Origin of the sequence: Streptomyces sp. NPDC058051 (genome assembly GCF_042885475.1) — a bacterium.
Classification (GTDB): Bacteria; Actinomycetota; Actinomycetes; order Streptomycetales; family Streptomycetaceae; genus Streptomyces.
Genome location: NZ_JBHVRW010000026.1, coordinates 58,337 through 74,723, shown reverse-complemented (window position 1 = coordinate 74,723; position 16,387 = coordinate 58,337). Strand labels below are relative to the sequence as shown.

Below are 16,387 nucleotides of genomic sequence, written 5' to 3'. Positions count from 1 at the left end.
TGTCGGACGGTGCGGTTCTCAGGTGCTCGGCAGGCTGGTGAGCAGGGCGTCCAGTACGTCCCGGTCGTGGAGCCGGGTGAGCCGGGCGCGGGCCGCCGCCGGGGAGAGCCAGCTCACCCGGTCGACCTCGGCGTTCGGTACGAAGGCGCCGCCGGTCGCCTCGGCCGCCCAGTAGGCGACCTCTTTGGGACGCCCGTTCACGGTGTACCGGACGGTGGGCAGCGGGGCGCCCGGCACGCAGCGCCGGCCCGTCTCCTCCAGGACCTCGCGCAGCGCGCCGTCCAGCGCGGCCTCGCCGCGCTTCAGCTTGCCCTTGGGATGCGACCAGTCGTCGTAACGGGGCCGGTGGACCAGGCAGATCTCCAGCTCGCCGGAGCGTTCCGACCGGCGCCACAGCACACAGCCCGCGGCGAGCACGGGCCCGTTCGCGGTGGGCTTGCCGTCGCTGCCCTCGCTGCCGTCTGCGGGCCCGGTCACGGCGCGACCACCCCCGCTGTCGCGTACGGCCAGCTCCCCCGGAACACGCTGCGCGCCGCCCTCACCTCGTGCCGCTGGTCGGCGTGGAGCACCCCCAGGGCGTACGCGGTCGCGGGGGCGATCCGGGGCGTGCGGGCGGCCGATGCCGCCGCCGCTGCGGCCTCGGCCGCGTCCCGGTGCAGATCGAGGGCGTGCCCCGGCGCGGCCAGGACCGGATCGGGTGCGCCCCGCACCACCTCGTGGGCGTAACGGTGCAGGCGCAGCAGCAGTCGGGTCCGGTGCCAGGGCGCGTCCTGTGCCTCGTTGTACGGTTCGGCCGCCTCGTCCGAAGGGAGCGCGGCCACCACGGAGAGCAGCTGCTGTTCGGCCCGGTCGGCGGGTCCGTGCAGCATCTCCTCGGCCGGAGCCGTGGCCGCCGCGGAGAGCGGGACGTCGGAGGCGAGCAGGGCGACGGCGTCGGCCACCGCGTGGAAGCGGGAGGAGCCGAGCGCCTGGAGCGCGGCGGAGTGGGCGCGGGTCCGGGCGAGGGTCAGCTGCCGTTCGAGCAGCGCACCGGCGCGGGCCGCGCCGACGCCGAGGGCGGCGCGCTCCTTCTGAGCGGTGGCGTCCGGCCCTGACCCGGTGCGGGCGGCGGGCAGCGAGGTGCCGGACAGGGCGTGCAGCGCGTTGAGGAGCCGGTCCAGCCGGGTCGCGTAGGCGTGCTCCCGGGCCAGGGTGCCCGACAGCCAGGCCAGTTCGGTACGGAGCTGCTCGGCCCAGGCGGCGTCCAGCGCGGCCCGGAAGGTGTGCAGCGTGCCGCTGATCCGGCGGGAGGAGCGGCGCAGGGCGACGGCTGCTTCCTCCGCGGCGTGGGTTCCGGCGTCCGTGGGCGCGCTGTTCTCGCGGTGCAGACGAAGGCTGCGCAGGAATTCGGCGGCCTGTTGTTGCAGGTAGGGCGCGAGCACCGCGCCTGCCGTAAGGTCCGCCTGCGTCGTCTGGTGATCATGGCGTCGCACGCCGGCGCCTCCGGGCGTCAATGAGCATTTCCTGTACGTGCCGCAGCGGTTGGCCGTCCCCGTCCGTGGCGTGCCGGGTCCAGTTTCCGTCGGAACCGAGGTGCCAGGACGAGGTGGTGTCGGCCATGCCGGTCTCCAGGAGCCGGCTGAGCGCGGCGCGGTGGGCGGGGTCGGTGACCCGGACCAGGGCTTCGATCCGGCGGTCGAGGTTGCGGTGCATCATGTCGGCGCTGCCGAACCACACTTCGGGCTCTCCGCCGTTGCCGAACGAGAAGACCCGGGAGTGTTCGAGGAAGCGGCCCAGTATCGAGCGGACCCGGATGTTCTCGGAGAGGCCGGGGACGCCGGGCCGGATGGCGCAGATCCCGCGGACCCAGATGTCCACCGGTACGCCCGCCATCGCGGCCCGGTAGCAGGCGTCGATGACCGCCTCGTCGACCATGGAGTTGACCTTGATGCGGACGTACGCGCTCCGCCCGGCCCGCTGGTGCGTGACCTCTTTGTTGATACGGGTGACCAGGCCGTCGCGCAGGGATCTCGGGGCGACGAGGAGCCGGCGGTAGGTCTCGCGGCGGGAGTAGCCGGAGAGCCGGTTGAAGAGGTCGGAGAGGTCGGCGCCGACCTGCGGGTCGGCGGTCAGCAGGCCGAGGTCCTCGTACAGCCGGGCGGTCTTGGGGTGGTAGTTGCCGGTGCCGACGTGTGAGTAGCGTCGCAGCGTGTCGCCCTCCTGGCGGACGACGAGCGAGAGCTTGCAGTGGGTCTTGAGGCCGACGAGCCCGTAGACCACGTGGCAGCCGGACTCCTCCAGCTTGCGGGCCCACTTGATGTTGGCCTGTTCGTCGAAGCGGGCCTTGATCTCGACGAGTACGAGGACCTGCTTGCCGGATTCGGCGGCGTCGATGAGGGCGTCCACTATCGGTGAGTCGCCCGAGGTCCGGTACAGGGTCTGCTTGATGGCGAGGACGTCGGGGTCGCTCGCGGCCTGCTCCAGGAACGCCTGGACGGAGGTGGAGAACGAGTCGTACGGGTGGTGCAGCAGCACGTCGCGTTCGCGCAGGGCGGCGAAGATGTCGGGCGCCGAGGCGGATTCGACCTCGGCGAGATCGCGGTGCGTGCCCGCGATGAACTTGGGGAACTTCAGCTCGGGCCGGTCCAGGGACGCTATGCCGAACAGCCCGGTGAGGTCGAGCGGTCCCGGCAGCGGATAGACCTCGGCGTCGGACACCTTCAGCTCGCGCACCAGCAGGTCCAGCACGTACGGGTCGATGGACTCCTCGACCTCCAGGCGGACCGGCGGGCCGAAGCGGCGCCGCATGAGCTCCTTCTCCAGGGCCTTGAGGAGGTTCTCGGCGTCGTCCTCCTCGACCTCCAGGTCCTCGTTCCTGGTGACCCGGAACATGTGGTGGGCGAGGACTTCCATGCCCGGGAAGAGCTCTTCGAGGTGCGCGGCGATGACGTCCTCTATGGGCACGTACCGCTGGGGCGACGCCTCCAGGAAGCGGGTCAGCAGTGGCGGCACCTTGACCCGGGCGAAGTGGCGGTGGCCGCTCACCGGGTTGCGCACGACGACGGCGAGGTTGAGCGAGAGCCCCGAGATGTACGGGAAGGGGTGCGCCGGGTCGACGGCGAGGGGGGTCAGCACGGGGAAGACGCGCTGCCGGAAGAAGGTGAACAGGCGGGCCTGCTCCTTCTCGGTCAGCTCGGGCCAGCGGATCAGCTGGATCCCCTCGTCGGACAGGGCGGGGGCGACGTCCTGCTGGTAGCAGGCGGCGTGCCGGGCCATGAGTTCGCGCGACCGGGTCCAGATCAGGTCGAGGACATCGCGGGGCTGGAGCCCGGAGGCGGAGCGGGTGGCGACTCCGGTGGCGATACGGCGCTTCAGCCCGGCCACCCGGACCATGAAGAACTCGTCCAGGTTGGAGGCGAAGATGGCGAGGAAATTAGCCCGTTCGAGGAGGGGGGTCGCCGGATCCTCGGCCAGTTCGAGCACGCGTTCGTTGAAGGCGAGCCAACTGCGTTCCCGGTCCAGGAAACGGTCGTGGGGCAGCTCGTCCCCGTCGACATCGGGTTCGTACGCGTCGACGTCGCCGTCGATGTCGGGATCGAGGTCGGCCCTGGTGGACAGCGCGCCACCGTGGGACGCGGACGAGGCGAGGGCGTGCGGCCGGTGCGCGGCGAGCGAGCCGACCGACGGCTGCACGGTGGGCTGGACCGGGACATCCGAGCTGGGCTGCTGGCTCATGGCCCCATTGTTCCGCGTCAGGGGCTCCGGAGGCGCGCCGGACGGTGCGGAGATCGCGGGGAACCCGCGATTCGCGCGGTTCGTACGGTCTCCGCCGGGTTTTCTCCCGTTGCGGGGGGTTGGCACAGCTGGCTGCATCCTGAGAGGGTCGCAAGCCCTTCTGAATGGCCGGTAACGGCGACATGACATGCAGGAAGCGGTGTGCGGGTGCGCGGATACGCCGTACGCACCGTTCCGGGCCCGTGATCGGGGCCCGGAACGGGGGCCGGGTCAGCCGTGACGGCGGCGCAGCACCCGGAAGGTGAGCGCGACCGCGAGGGCGGCGAGGGCGAGCAGAATTCCCGTCTCGACGAGTTGGAGCGGCCAGAAGTGCGAGGCGGGGTGGTAGTCGAGGTAACGCAGGGTGATGTCGTTGTCGGCCAGGCAGCGCTCGTAGTCCTTCGCGTTCTGGCAGACATCGGCGGACAGCCGTTTCCCGCCGCTGGTGACCCAGCCCTGTCCGGCGTTGGCGGCCCCTTCGGGCCACGGGTAGCCGACCTCTATGCTGTCTGTGGCCGTCAGCGTCGGCCACAGGCTGTTGCGCACGGAGTTCAGGGCGGTCACCAGTGCCCCGTACGCGATCACCGTCACGATCATGGCGCCGACGGTGCGCCGCAGCACCATCCCGACGAGTGCGCCGAGCGCCAGCATGCACAGGGCGTAGCCGACGGGCACGGTGCCCATGGCGCCGTACACCTCGCGGTCGTACCACTCCAGCGGGTAGTGCGTCCGCTCGGCTCGCGTCCGGGCCCAGGTGCAGACGGCCGAGAGCACGCTGACCCCGGCCGTCGTGAGCACGGCGGGCACCGCGAGCCGGGCCACCAGCCAGCGCGCCGGGGAGACCGCCTGGCTCCAGGACAGCCGGTACGTGCCGCTCTCCAGCTCGCGGCCGATCAACGGGCCGGCGACGAACGCGCCCACCAGCGCGGGCAGGAGCATCATGACCAGGCCGCCGTACCTGAGCAGATGGTTGAAGCGGAGTTCGGTGTCGAGGAAGTGCCGGACGGTGCCGTCGCAGTCGCTGGTCGTGTTCCTGATCGAGCAGCCGGTGTCCGCGAACGCGTCGGAGACGGAGGTCGTCCACAGCTGGGTGGCGATCACTGTGACGACCCCGGCGAACGCGAGCACGACGGCGGCCCACAGGGTCCAGCGGTGCAGACGTACGGTGACCCGGACCGGGCCGCGCAGGCTGAGCGTGCTCATCGCGCCGCCACCGCCTCACGGCTCTCGGCCGCGTCCAGTGCTGCGCTCGGTGTCAGCAGCGCGGGTGCCTCGGGCGACCGCAGATGTGCGAGGAGCAGTTCCTCCAGCGAGGGTTCCGCGGTCTCCCAGACGCCGGTGTCCACCGGGCCCTCCGTCCGTACGAGGGTGCTCTGCACCCGTCCCGCGGTGCGGGACTCGATGGCGATGTGCGGTGCGGTGTCCCGTACCGGACCGGTGAGCAGGGCGTGCGCGGCGAGGAGGTCGTCCGTCTCGCCGCCGAGGCGGACCCGGCCGCCGTCGACGAGCAGGAGGTAGTCGCAGGCGCCCTCCAGCTCGGTGAGGATGTGCGAGGACATCACGATGGTCGTGGAGTGCTCGGCGGCCTCCGCCATGAGCGCCCCCATCAGCTGGTGGCGGGCGAGCGGGTCGAGGTCGGCCATCGGTTCGTCCAGCAGCAGCAGTTCGGGCCGCTTGCCCAGGGCGAGGGCCAGGGCGAGCCGGGTGCGCTGGCCGCCGGAGAGGTGACGCACTCCGGCGTCGCGCGGCAGCTCCCCGGCGATGCGTTCGGCGGTGTCCTGGTCCCAGGTTCCGGGGTTCAGCTCGGCACCCGCCCAGAGCGTCCCGGCGACCGTCAACTGCGGGTACAGCGGCTTGTCCTGGGCCACGAAGGCCACCCGGGACCGCTCGGCGCCGGGCGCCGCGCCCAGGACCCGTACCGTTCCCTCCGCCGGCCGCAGGAAGCCCGCGGCGAGTGCGAGCAGGGTCGACTTGCCCGCGCCGTTGGGGCCGGTGAGCGCGCACACGCGCCCGGCGGGCAGCCGGAACGAACAGTCGCGCAGGGCCCAGCCCCCGCCCCTGCCCCGGTACTTCATGCCGAGGCCGTCGGCCTCGATCGCAGTGTCCGTCATCCGGCCTGATCCCCCTCGAATGTTCTGTCCAGTACGGCGGTGAAGAGCGCGCTCACGTCGTCCTTCTCCAGCCCGGCCGCGCGGGCCCGGCGGGTCCAGTCGGCCAGCTCGGCGCGCAGCGGCGCGTCGTCGGCGGCCGCCGCGCCGCCCAAGGTGCGGGTGACGAAGGTGCCGAGGCCGCGCCGGCCCTCGACGAGGCCCTCGCGCTCCAGCTCCCGGTACGCCTTGAGCACGGTGTTCGGGTTGATGGCGGTGGCCTCGACGACCTCCCGCGCGGTGGGCAGCCGGTCACCGGGCTCCAGCAGGCCGAGGCGCAGGGCCTGTTTGGTCTGCTGGACGATCTGGAGGTACGTGGCGACGCCGCTGCGCCGGTCGATGCGGTATTCGACCGCTGCGGACTGTGCCATGTTCACCCCTCTTTCACTAAGGAAGTAGTGAAAGTGTGGTGCAAGGGAGGGGCGGCGTCAAGCGGCGCCGCCCCTCCCTCCGGTTCTCCCGGTTCTCCCGGCGTGCGTGCCCCTGTCCCGTCCTCCGGGTGGTGCCCGCTCAGGACTCCGTGCGGTACGTCAGGAGTCTGCGCGGTACGTCAGGACTCCGTGCGGTACATCAGGTCCACTTCGTGCGTCGTGAAGCCCAGCCGTTCGTAGACGGTCAGGGCCGCCGGATTGTCCGCGTCGACGTAGAGCATGGCGGTCGGCAGCCCTTCGGAGGCGAGGTGGCGCAGTCCGATCGCGGTGAGCGCCCTGCCCAGCCCGCCGCCCTGGGCGTCGGGCCGGATGCCCACGACGTAGACCTCGCCGAGCTGCTCGTCGGCGTGCACCTTCGTCCAGTGGAAGCCGATCAGCTCGCCCTCGCGTTCGGCCAGGAAGAAGCCCTTCGGGTCGAACCACGACTCGGCCTTGCGGTCGTCCAGGTCGCGCTGGGTCAGCGAGCCCTGCTCGGGGTGGTGGGCGAAGGCGGCGCGGTTCACGGCGAGCCAGGCCGCGTCGTCCTCGCCGGGCACGAAGGTGCGGACGGTGACGCCGGGCGGCAGTACCGGTTCCGCGATGTTCAGCGGGCTCAACGGGCGCCGCAGCTGACGCAGTTCGCGGAAGAGCGAGAGGCCGAGCACCTGGGCGAGGTGCCGGGCCGCGGACTTCCCGCCGTGCGCCCACACCCGCAGTCGCTTGCCCGTGGCGGCGAGCAGCGCCGCACCCAGCGCCCGCCCGTGGCCCTGTCCTCGGTATGCCGGATGCACGACCAGCTCCGCGGCCGGTGCCTCGACCGGGTCGGTGTCCTCCAGCTGCGCGTAGCCGACCAGGACGGATCCACTCGTGAGCAGCAGATGCCGCACTCCTTCGCGCCGCCCGCCCCGCAACTGAAGCCGTCCCTGCTCGGACACGGCCTGCCTGCCGTCGGACTTGGCCGCCTCGGCGAGCAGACCGGATACGGCCGTCGCCTGTTCGGCGGAGAGCACGTCGAGCGTCTGGATCTCGCGCCCCGGGGCGGGGAGAGGTACGTCAGTCGTCATGTGTACGAGCGTACGGGGGTACGGCGCGGAGGCGGGGCACGGTGTCGACGCAGGACGGTCCGGGGCAGGGGCGGGGCATGGACGCGGACGGCGGGTGCCTTTCACACGCGTGGCCGACAACGGTGCGTTCCGTACGCCGCCGTCGATGTGCCCCCTATGGGTGATACATGGGAGTTGGCCTGAAACCGACTGCATGGCAACCAGTTCGTAACCCGGTACACCTGTCGCGCTACGCGCGTTGACCCTAGGCTGCGGCACGAAGTCTCCAGACTCGCCACCACCCTCAGAACTCACGCTGAACTCACAAGGGGACCGATGTCAGCGACACCGCAGAAGAACCGCGCGTCCCGGCGGGTGCTCGCCACCGCGGCCGGGCTCGCCACCGTCGGCGCGCTCGTTGCCGCGATGCCGGCAGGCGCCCAGGACCGTGGCAATGGCCACGGCCACAACAAGCCGGCCCGTACCGTCGACGTACAGCTGTTGTCCTTCAATGACCTGCACGGCAACCTGGAGCCGCCGGCCGGCTCGGCGGGCACGGTCACCGAGACGCAGGCCGACGGCACGACCGCGTCGATCCCGGCCGGTGGCGTCGAGTACCTCGCGTCCTCGCTGCGCACCGCGCGCAAGGGGCACCCGTACTCGATCACCGCGGCCGGCGGTGACATGGTGGGCGCGAGCCCGCTGCTGTCCGGTCTCTTCCACGACGAGCCGACCATCGAGGCGCTCAACAAGATCGACCTCGATGTGACGACCGTCGGCAACCACGAGTTCGACGAGGGCGCCACCGAGCTGGCCCGCCTTCAGAACGGCGGTTGCCACCCGGACGAGGGCTGTTACGAGAAGGGCAAGAAGTTCAAGGGTGCGGACTTCCCCTACCTCGCCGCCAACGTGACGAATGAGAAGACCGGCAAGCCGATTCTCAAGCCGTACACGGTGTGGAAGAAGAACGGCGTCAAGATCGGCTTCATCGGCGTGACCCTGGAGGGCACGCCGAACATCGTCACGGCCAACGGCGTCAAGGGCCTGAAGTTCCACGACGAGATCGAGACGATCAACAAGTACGCCAAGGAGCTGGACCGGCAGGGCGTCAAGTCCATCGTCGCGCTGATCCACGAGGGCGGGGCACCGGCCTCCACCTCGTACAACTACGACTGCGACAGCTCCGGCGCCGGTGACGGCATCTCCGGACCGATCGTCGACATCGCCAAGGGCATCACGCCCAAGGTCGACGCGCTGGTCACGGGCCACACCCACCAGGCGTACGTGTGCACCGTCCCGGACCCGGCGGGCAACCCGCGCATGGTCACCTCGGCGTCGTCGTTCGGCAAGCTCTACACCGACACGACTCTCACCTATGACCTCCGCACCAAGGACATCGTCCGTACGTCGGTGAAGTCGGCCGGTGCCTCGAACCCGAAGTCGGCGAACCACGTCGTCACCCGGGACCAGCCCAAGGCCGCCGACATGACGGACCTGATCGCCCGCTGGAACACCATTGCGGCACCCATTGCGAACAGGCCGCAGGGCTACATCACCGCCGACATCAACGGCCGCGGCTCCACGGCCCCCGAGAAGCCGCTCGGCAACCTGATCGCGGACGCCCAGCTGGAGGGCCTGGCCCCCGAGGACAAGGGCGGGGCGGTCGTCGCCTTCATGAACCCGGGCGGTATCCGCGCGGACCTGGTGTACACGGCCAGCGGCAGTGAGGGCGACGGTGTGGTGACGTACGGGGAGTCCTTCACCGTGCAGCCCTTCACCAACATGATGAACGTCGTCGACCTGACCGGCGCCCAGCTGGTCGAGGCACTTCAGCAGCAGGTCAGCGGCTCCAACGAGGCCAGCCCGAAGATCCTTCAGGTGTCCAAGGGCCTCACCTACACCCTGGACATGACGAAGACGGGCGCGGCCCGCGTGGTCACCGACACCATCAAGCTGAACGGTGAGGCGATCGACCCGGCGAAGAGCTACCGCGTCGCGATGAACGAGTTCCTGGCAGGCGGCGGCGACGGCTTCGCGGCCCTGGGCGAGGGCACCAACAAGCTGGTCGGTGCCTCGGACCTGGACCTGTTCAACGCCTACCTGGCGGCGCACTCGACGGCCGCCGCGCCGCTGGCCCCGCCGGCGACGGACCGGATCACGGTCATCCAGTAACGCCCGTACGCGGGTGAGTGGGGCGGTGGGCCGGCGGGCCCACCGCCCTTTCGCGTGTGCGGGGCTCCTCGCGGATGCGGTGCTCCTCGCGTGTGCGGTGGCCGAGGGGCCGCTGTCGGCCGTAGGTGCTCGGCCGGGCAGGGGCGTCCGACTCGGATCCCGCCGCGGAAGAGCGGTGCTCCGTGTGCCGACTGGCCAGGTGGCCCCGGGCCGCGTTCTTGTGCGGGTGCCGGGGCTCTGGCGTCAGGCTTCGGGACAGCTCGTCACCTTTCGAGGAGGGCGATGCGGATGGCTCGTTCGACGTGGGCGGCGGTGTTGGCGTGTCCTTCGGCGTTGGGGTGGACCAGGGTGGCGCGCTTGCCGACGACAGCGCAGCTCAGCAAGGTGCCGGGGAGCTTGGCGGGCCAGTAGTCCTCGGCGTCGCCGCAGATCCCCTCGACCCATTTGGTGCCCGCGGGCTGGCAGGCGTCGTGGCCCACGCTGGAGGAGTAGACATCGACGTAGCGGTCGCCGAAGAAGTCCGTGACCCGCTTGATCGTGCTGTTCAGCTTCTTGAGGACGTCGTCACGGAGCCAGTCGACATCGGCGTGGGTGATCGAGCCCAGCTCGGTGAGGGCGAGGCGGTTGCAGTCACGCCCTTCCGTCGGCAGAACGGCCGGGTAGCCGACCGTGATCACCTTGGCGTCGGGCGCGGCCTGGTGCACCTTGGCCAGCATCTCGATGTACTCGTCCTGGACCCGGGCGAGCTTGTCCTCGATGCTCTCCTCCCCCTCGGGGGGATTGGTGTAGTGGTCGCGACAGGACTTGCCGATGGCGCCCCGTTCGAGGCACTTGAGGAGCATGCCGCCGAAGGGCAGGCTGTTCCCGCCGACGCCGATGGTGACGATGTCGGTCCGGTCGTTGAGGCCGGCACGCTGGGTCTGCGGGTCCACCGCGGGCCAACCGCCCTCGGGGGGCTGGACGGGGCTGATCGGCGTCTGCTTGTCGTTGGCGATGTTGGCGATGGTGGCGTTGCCGCAGCTGACGTTGGTCAGGTGGACGGGCCTGCCCGGCGGGAACTCGGCCAGCTCGCGGTCGACGACATCGGGATAGGCGTTGGTGGTGCGGTCGCAGCCGTCCCGCGACGCATCACCGAGTGCGGGCAGCGGATCGCCGACGAAGCCGCCGGCGGTGTACGAGTCGCCCAACGCGGCCCACTCGTACTGGTCGGCCGCGCCGGCGGAGCCGGCGGGAACAAGCGCGGACGCCGCCAGCGCGAGCCCGACGGCCAGTGCTCGCGTGCGCAGGCGGGAGACAGGGTGGCGCATGGATCCTCCAGGATCTGCAAAAGACGCCCCAGGGCCGGACGTGCCGCGGAGCGGAAGGCACCTCGGCCAAGATCATCCACACTGGCAGCCTGCCCCTTGGGCACATTGGGCCCACCACCCCCGATCGAGCTAAATGATCAGATCTTTCGTGCCGCCGATCGCCGACACCTCACTCCGAGCGGTCGGGCCCACGCCGCCCGGTGCCCGAGGGGCAGGCTCCACGGCCGGATCCATGGAGCCTGGAGCGAGCCGAGGTGCGAGAGGTGTCCCCTGGGAGGAATCGCTGTCGCCGGTTCCGCCGGTGCGGGTGACCGTCCACCCGCCCGGTCCCGTACGCAGGAGGTGGGGAACCGGCGAGGTGCAGCCGCCGGGGATGACGACTACCGTGCGTCGGCGCGTCCGGCGAGTGTGAACCAGACTGTCTTCCGGTACGGGAAGCAGCCGCCGATGACGGCCGAGCCCCAGGCGAACGCCAGCTGCTCCACGAGCAACAGCCCACGCCCGCACTCCCGCTGATGCCCACCATCGGCCTTCGCCGGTGACGGCAGGGACCAGTGGTCGTCGTCCGCGACGGCGACGGTGACGTGCTTGCGCTGCACCGTCACGCGGACGCGGATCAGCGGTGTGCGCGTGTGGCGGTGGGCGTTGGTGACCACCTCGGTGACGCAGAGGCGTGCGTCGTCGACGAGGCCGTCGTGTCTGCTGACGGTGAGCAGGGAGGCGACGAAGTCACGTGACAGTTTCGCGGCGTTGGCGGTGTTCGGCAGGGCGAGCCGGTAGATCTCGCCGCCTCGATGGCCTGGCGGATGCGGCGTGTGTGCGGTGGCGTTGACGTGGGTCATTCGTTCTCCCAACGCGGTGCGGTGCGAACGGTGCGCGCCGCTCGTTGTCCGTGGCGATGGCCGCATCCGCGCAGGTCTCAAGGCGCGCTGATACGGCTGCACTTCGGACTGGCCGAGGTGTGGCGCGGTGCTGGGAGTACGCTAGCGCAACGCCTCAACCTTTAGACGCGTTCGCGTAAATCCATTGACGATGTGGACCGGTAACGCAGGGGGGTTCACACTGGGATCCGACGGGAGGGCAGCGCATGCCATCGAGAAAGGCGCCCACGGCGCGTCAGCGCCGGCTGGGTACCGAGTTGCGCAGAATCCGGGAGCACACCGGCTTGTCGCTCACTGCGGCGGCGGCCATGCTCGGCACGGACCGCACCACCATCAGTAACATCGAATCGGGCCGCTTCGGAGTGAGTGCCGAGCGGGTGCGTGCGTGGACCGGTCATTATGGGTGCCCTGACGCCGCGTATGTCGAGGCGCTGGCGGACATGGCCGGCGAGCGCATAAGCGGCTGGTGGGAGGACTATCGGGGCGACCTCGCGAGCGGCGCTCTCGACTTGGCGGAGCTTGAGTACCACGCCATCGGCATTCGGTCGGTGCAGATCATGTATATGCCCGGCCTGTTGCAGACCGAGGACTACGCGCGTGCGGTGTTCGCGGAGAGTGTGCCGCCGCCGAGCCCCGAGCGACAGCGGCGGCAACTCTCGCACCGGCTGAGGCGTCGCGATGTGCTCGACCGCCACGAGCTGGCCTCGTGCACGTTCCTCATCCATGAGGCCGCGCTCCGGATGGTGTACGGCGATTCCTCCGTTGCGCGTGGCCAACTCGACAACCTGCTGGTGCAGTCGGACCGCGACAACGTCACTATTCGCGCGATCCCCTTCGCTGCGGGCGGTTTCCCGTATGCCAGCAGTTCGGCACACTACGTGTGCGGCGCCGTACCGCAGCTCGACACCGTGCAGACGGATACCGCGACTGGATCGGGGTTCCTGGATGCCGAGACAAGTCTTGAGAACTGGCGGGTCGCGCTGGACCGGACCGAGGAGAAGTCGCTCGACCCGGACGGTTCGCGAGACTTCATTCGCAGAATCGCAAAACAAGCATGAAGGCGTGAGAATGATGGAAATTCAGTGGCGCAAGTCGTCGAAGTCCTCCAATGCCGAGGGGTCCGACTGCCTGGAACTCGCGGCGCACGACGGTGAGATCCTGATGCGTGAGAGCGACAACCCCGACGTGGTCATCCGGACGACCCGTGCCAAGTTGCAGGCATTCCTCGGAGGCGCGAAAGACGGCGAGTTCGACGATCTGACCTGAGCTGCCACGCTTCCGCTTCGGGCGGTTCCCACCGGCGCAGGTGGGGGCCGCCCGTTTGCGTTGAACCTCACGTGCAAATCAGATTCGCCTCACTCGTTAGACGTCAAAAGCTTGATGCGGGTCGGTGTAAAACGCTAGCTTCGAGCTGTGCCGCCGGTCGGGCCGACTCCTCAGGAGGCTTGTGTCCGGACGCACAACTCCGCCTATCTCTGCGCCAGTTGGGCGGAGTTCCGAAGGGTCGCCCCGCGTCTGCTGCTCGTCACGCCGGCCGCGGGCGCGGGGCGGTCCCGATGCGGCGTCAGGAGACTCACCGTGCGCGAGCAGAAACCCGCACCGTCCGCAACGCGTGTGTTCTGGTGCGAGCGGGTCACGTACCGCACGATGGAGGCGGACGAGATCACCGACGTCTCCCGGTACATGGCTCTCGAAGCCGCCGAGGCCGTCCGCCTCATCCGGCTGGACGTGCGGGCCCTGGCCGCCTCGCTGTCACCCATGGAGCGGCATCGGGCGCTCAGTTGGGTCGACGGCGGTGGAGGTGTCGGCGCGATCGGCTCGTTGCATCGGGGTGAGCCCTGCGGCTTCTCGCTGAGTCATCGCGGCACCTGGATCGAGTGGACCGTGCGCCCGTGCGCCGGGCCGTCCGTGTCTCCACGGTGATCGCGGACGCGGTGGTGTTCAGCGCGTAACTGCCCAGCCCGGCACCCAGGTTCCGGCGGCGTCGTGGTCGGCGGCTGTGGTGGCGAGGTGGGCGCGGAGGGTGGCCAGTGCCGGGTGGGGGTTGTCGCGGTGCCAGAGGAGCGAGTGCGGATAGACGGGCTTCGGGCCGATCACCGGGATGCGGCGCAGGCCGTGGCCCGCGGGCCAGACGAGGCGGGAGTGCTCGCCCATGAAGGTGGCCAGGGCGGGGGTGTCGGCGACGGTGTCGAGGAGCGCGTCGGAGCCGAAGTTGGGGCCGGTCGCCTCGATGGTGAGTCCGAACGCGGCGACGAGATCGTCGTAGTAGGCGCCCCACTCGGTACCGGGGACGATGCCGGGCATCCAGATCCGGTGCCCGATGAGCTGGGCGAGCGTCACGGACCGCGCGCCCGCCAGCGCGTGGGCGGGACCGGTGAGGAGTTGCAGCGGCTCGTCGAGCACCCGGACGGACTCGATGTCCTCGGGAAGGGGCCGACCCGGCACGCCGACGGCGCGGAAGGACGTGTCGATCGCACCGGACCGGATGGCGGCGACGGCCGTCTCGATGTCGAACAGCATCACCACGTCGAGCTCGATCTCGGGGTGCGCGCGGTGGAAGCCGCGCATCAGGGCCGACTGCGCGGTGCGCGAGGCGATCACGTCGACGCGCAGCGGGCGGCGGCCGGTGCGCACCGACGCGACCGCGCGCTCCGCGACGCGCAGCAGCTCGCGCGCGTGGGGCAGGAACGCCTGCCCGTCGATGGTCAGCTCGGCGCCGCGCGCGCTGCGGGTGAACAACCGCACGCCGAGGTCGCGCTCCAGCGCGGCGATGCGTTTGGAGACGGCCTGCTGGGTGACCGCCAGCTCGGCGGCGGCCTCCTGGAACTGCCCCGCGTCGGCGGCGGCGACGAAGGTCCGGACGATGTCGAGGTCCATGCCGACACCCTATGGGTACAACCGATGGTTGTGGCCGACGGTCCTTCGGTTGTTTGATCCCTGGGTGTGGGGCTCGCTTTGATGCATCCGATCGCGTATCGGTTGTGCGGACGAGTGGCGAGGGGCGTCGGGCATGAGGAGCGGGCAACGGCTGGGACATCTGCCAGGACACCGGCTGGCTGATCGGCTGGGGCATCTGCTCGGACATCGGCTGGGGCCGCAGTTCGGGTGGCTGTGGGGAGCGTACGGGACCAGCGCGCTCGGTACCTGGCTCGCCTTCGGCGCGTTCCCGCTGATCGCCATCCAGGTGCTGCACGCCGGACCGGCCGAGGTCGCCGCGCTCTCCTCCGTGGGGGCGGCGGTGGGCGCGGTCGTGGCGGTGCCGCTCGGCCCGTGGGTGGAGTTCCGTCGCAAGCGGCCGGTGCTGATCACGATGGACCTGGTGCGGTGCGCGGCGCTGCTGACGATCCCCACCGCCTTCGCGCTCGGTGTGCTCACCTTCCTTCAGCTCCTGCTGGTCTCGGTCGTCGTCGCGGCGGCCGACATCACCTTCCGCGCCGCCTCCGGTGCGTACCTGAAGACACTGCTGCCGGCCGAGGACCTGCTCGTCGCCAATGCCCGGTTCGAGTCCACGGCCTGGACGACCACGATCGTCGGACCGCCGCTGGGCGGCGCGGCGATCGGGCTCCTCGGTCCAGTGGTGACGGTGGTGGCCGACGCGGTCAGCTACCTGCTCTCGGCCCTGGGCATCCGTGCGACGGGCGGGCACGAGCCGCAGCCCGAGCGCCAGGAGGCCACGCGCATGCGGGCCCGGGACCTGTTCGACGGATGGCGCTCCATCCTCGCCGACGCGGCACTGCGTCCGCTGTTCTTCAACGCCGCCCTGTTCAACGGCCTGGTGACGGCCGCGCAGCCGCTGCTTGCCGTCCTGATGCTCGACCGGCTCGGGTTCGCCCCGTGGCAGTACGGCCTCGCCTTCGCCGCGCCCGCGATCGGCGGACTGCTCGGTTCGCGGCTGGCCCGGCCGCTCGTCACCCGGTTCGGACAGCACCGGGTCCTGGTCGTGGCCGGGACGCTGCGCGCGTTCTGGTCCGTCGGCCTGGCCTTCCTGGGACCGGGTACCGGAGGGCTGCTGCTGGTGATGGGCGTCGAGCTCGGGCTCATCTTCTGCTGCGGGGTCTTCAACCCCGTCTGCGCCACCTACCGCCTCCAGCGCACCGCGACCGACCGGGTCGCCCGCACGCTGTCCGCATGGGCGGTGACGACCAAGGCCGCGACCGCGCTCCTGACAGCGGCCTGGGGCGTGCTGGGCGGACTGCTCGGCCCGCGTACGGCCATCGGACTGGCCGGCGTGCTCGTGCTGGCGACCCCGCTGTTGCTCCCCCGGCACGACCACACGCCGCAGCACGAGCCGGAACCGGCCCGTAGCCGCGCATGACACACCGCAACGCGCTGCCGATGGCCGCCGGCCACCGGTCCGCCGCAGCCGGTCCGCCGATGCGTGTCCGTGCCCAAGTGAAACTGCCTGGGCGACAGTCCGGGGCGGGGACGAGGACGGGCCCACGCGCACCACGCGTGGGCCCGTCTCGGCGGTGTCCGGGATCAGCTCGGCTGGTCCCCGGTGTAGCGGTAGATTCCGCCTGCTGAGTTGACGTGCCATACGGTGCCGTCGGCTGCTGCGCCGATGTCGACGGCGTTACCGGGGATGCCGATCCACGGGTTGGAGTCGTGGCCGGTGTAGCGGTAGATCTGGCCGAGGGAGTTCACGCCCCAGACGTGGGTCCTGGATCCGACCGT

General features: G+C 70.7%; 16 protein-coding genes. 5 read left to right on the top strand and 11 right to left on the bottom strand.

Features of this window, described 5'->3' with window-relative positions:
• Positions 1-18: 18 nt before the first annotated feature.
• From ACFVUT_RS30795 to mshD, 7 genes are all read right to left on the bottom strand, one after another.
• A complete protein-coding gene (locus ACFVUT_RS30795) occupies positions 19-477 on the bottom strand; it encodes an NUDIX hydrolase (RefSeq protein WP_389656596.1) in 459 nt (152 codons plus the stop codon).
• Complete coding sequence (locus tag ACFVUT_RS30790; RefSeq protein ID WP_389656593.1) at positions 474-1,472, bottom strand: CHAD domain-containing protein; 999 nt, start codon at positions 1,470-1,472, stop codon at positions 474-476. The genes ACFVUT_RS30795 and ACFVUT_RS30790 overlap by 4 nt, the downstream gene beginning before the upstream one ends.
• On the bottom strand, positions 1,459-3,714 hold the full coding sequence (locus ACFVUT_RS30785; protein ID WP_389656590.1) for an RNA degradosome polyphosphate kinase: 2,256 nt from the start codon (positions 3,712-3,714) through the stop codon (positions 1,459-1,461). The genes ACFVUT_RS30790 and ACFVUT_RS30785 overlap by 14 nt, the downstream gene beginning before the upstream one ends.
• Positions 3,715-3,984: 270 nt before the next feature.
• Positions 3,985-4,956 (bottom strand): ABC transporter permease subunit, encoded by a 972-nt coding sequence (locus ACFVUT_RS30780; protein WP_389656587.1) that lies wholly within the window; start codon positions 4,954-4,956, stop codon positions 3,985-3,987.
• The gene (locus ACFVUT_RS30775; RefSeq protein WP_389656584.1) at positions 4,953-5,864 is read right to left on the bottom strand and encodes an ABC transporter ATP-binding protein; all 912 of its coding nucleotides are present in this window, start codon (positions 5,862-5,864) and stop codon (positions 4,953-4,955) included. The genes ACFVUT_RS30780 and ACFVUT_RS30775 overlap by 4 nt, the downstream gene beginning before the upstream one ends.
• Positions 5,861-6,271, bottom strand: coding sequence for a GntR family transcriptional regulator (locus ACFVUT_RS30770; RefSeq protein WP_389656581.1), 411 nt, complete (start codon positions 6,269-6,271; stop codon positions 5,861-5,863). The genes ACFVUT_RS30775 and ACFVUT_RS30770 overlap by 4 nt, the downstream gene beginning before the upstream one ends.
• Positions 6,272-6,450: 179 nt before the next feature.
• Positions 6,451-7,374, bottom strand: a complete 924-nt coding sequence (mshD, locus tag ACFVUT_RS30765; protein ID WP_389656577.1) for a mycothiol synthase — start codon at positions 7,372-7,374, stop codon at positions 6,451-6,453.
• Between the two features lie 315 nt (positions 7,375-7,689).
• Between mshD and ACFVUT_RS30760 the strand changes: the two genes are divergently transcribed.
• The gene (locus ACFVUT_RS30760) at positions 7,690-9,525 is read left to right on the top strand and encodes a bifunctional metallophosphatase/5'-nucleotidase (protein WP_389656574.1); all 1,836 of its coding nucleotides are present in this window, start codon (positions 7,690-7,692) and stop codon (positions 9,523-9,525) included.
• A gap of 263 nt (positions 9,526-9,788) precedes the next feature.
• On the opposite strand, the gene ACFVUT_RS30755 is transcribed toward ACFVUT_RS30760, so the two are convergent.
• Both ACFVUT_RS30755 and ACFVUT_RS30750 read right to left on the bottom strand, forming a co-directional pair.
• The gene (locus ACFVUT_RS30755; protein WP_389656571.1) at positions 9,789-10,832 is read right to left on the bottom strand and encodes an SGNH/GDSL hydrolase family protein; all 1,044 of its coding nucleotides are present in this window, start codon (positions 10,830-10,832) and stop codon (positions 9,789-9,791) included.
• Between the two features lie 380 nt (positions 10,833-11,212).
• Positions 11,213-11,674, bottom strand: coding sequence for an ATP-binding protein (locus ACFVUT_RS30750; protein ID WP_389656568.1), 462 nt, complete (start codon positions 11,672-11,674; stop codon positions 11,213-11,215).
• A 245-nt stretch (positions 11,675-11,919) separates the two neighbouring features.
• Here ACFVUT_RS30750 and ACFVUT_RS30745 point away from each other — a divergent pair, with 245 nt between their 5' ends.
• From ACFVUT_RS30745 to ACFVUT_RS30735, 3 genes are all read left to right on the top strand, one after another.
• Positions 11,920-12,771: a helix-turn-helix domain-containing protein gene (locus tag ACFVUT_RS30745; RefSeq protein ID WP_389656565.1), complete on the top strand. Its 852-nt coding sequence runs from the start codon at positions 11,920-11,922 to the stop codon at positions 12,769-12,771.
• A gap of 13 nt (positions 12,772-12,784) precedes the next feature.
• Entirely contained in the window at positions 12,785-12,979 is a 195-nt protein-coding gene (locus tag ACFVUT_RS30740; RefSeq protein WP_389656696.1) for a DUF397 domain-containing protein, read from the top strand.
• A gap of 312 nt (positions 12,980-13,291) precedes the next feature.
• The gene (locus tag ACFVUT_RS30735) at positions 13,292-13,636 is read left to right on the top strand and encodes a hypothetical protein (RefSeq protein ID WP_389656562.1); all 345 of its coding nucleotides are present in this window, start codon (positions 13,292-13,294) and stop codon (positions 13,634-13,636) included.
• An 18-nt stretch (positions 13,637-13,654) separates the two neighbouring features.
• Here the strand turns inward: ACFVUT_RS30735 and ACFVUT_RS30730 are convergent, their stop codons facing one another.
• Positions 13,655-14,590, bottom strand: coding sequence for a LysR family transcriptional regulator (locus tag ACFVUT_RS30730; RefSeq protein WP_389656560.1), 936 nt, complete (start codon positions 14,588-14,590; stop codon positions 13,655-13,657).
• Between the two features lie 133 nt (positions 14,591-14,723).
• On the opposite strand from ACFVUT_RS30730, the gene ACFVUT_RS30725 reads away from it, so the two are divergent.
• Complete coding sequence (locus ACFVUT_RS30725) at positions 14,724-16,028, top strand: MFS transporter (RefSeq protein ID WP_389656557.1); 1,305 nt, start codon at positions 14,724-14,726, stop codon at positions 16,026-16,028.
• A 164-nt stretch (positions 16,029-16,192) separates the two neighbouring features.
• On the opposite strand, the gene ACFVUT_RS30720 is transcribed toward ACFVUT_RS30725, so the two are convergent.
• Positions 16,193-16,387, bottom strand: a 195-nt coding sequence (locus ACFVUT_RS30720; protein WP_389671082.1) for a tectonin domain-containing protein, incomplete at its 5' end; no start/stop codon positions are given.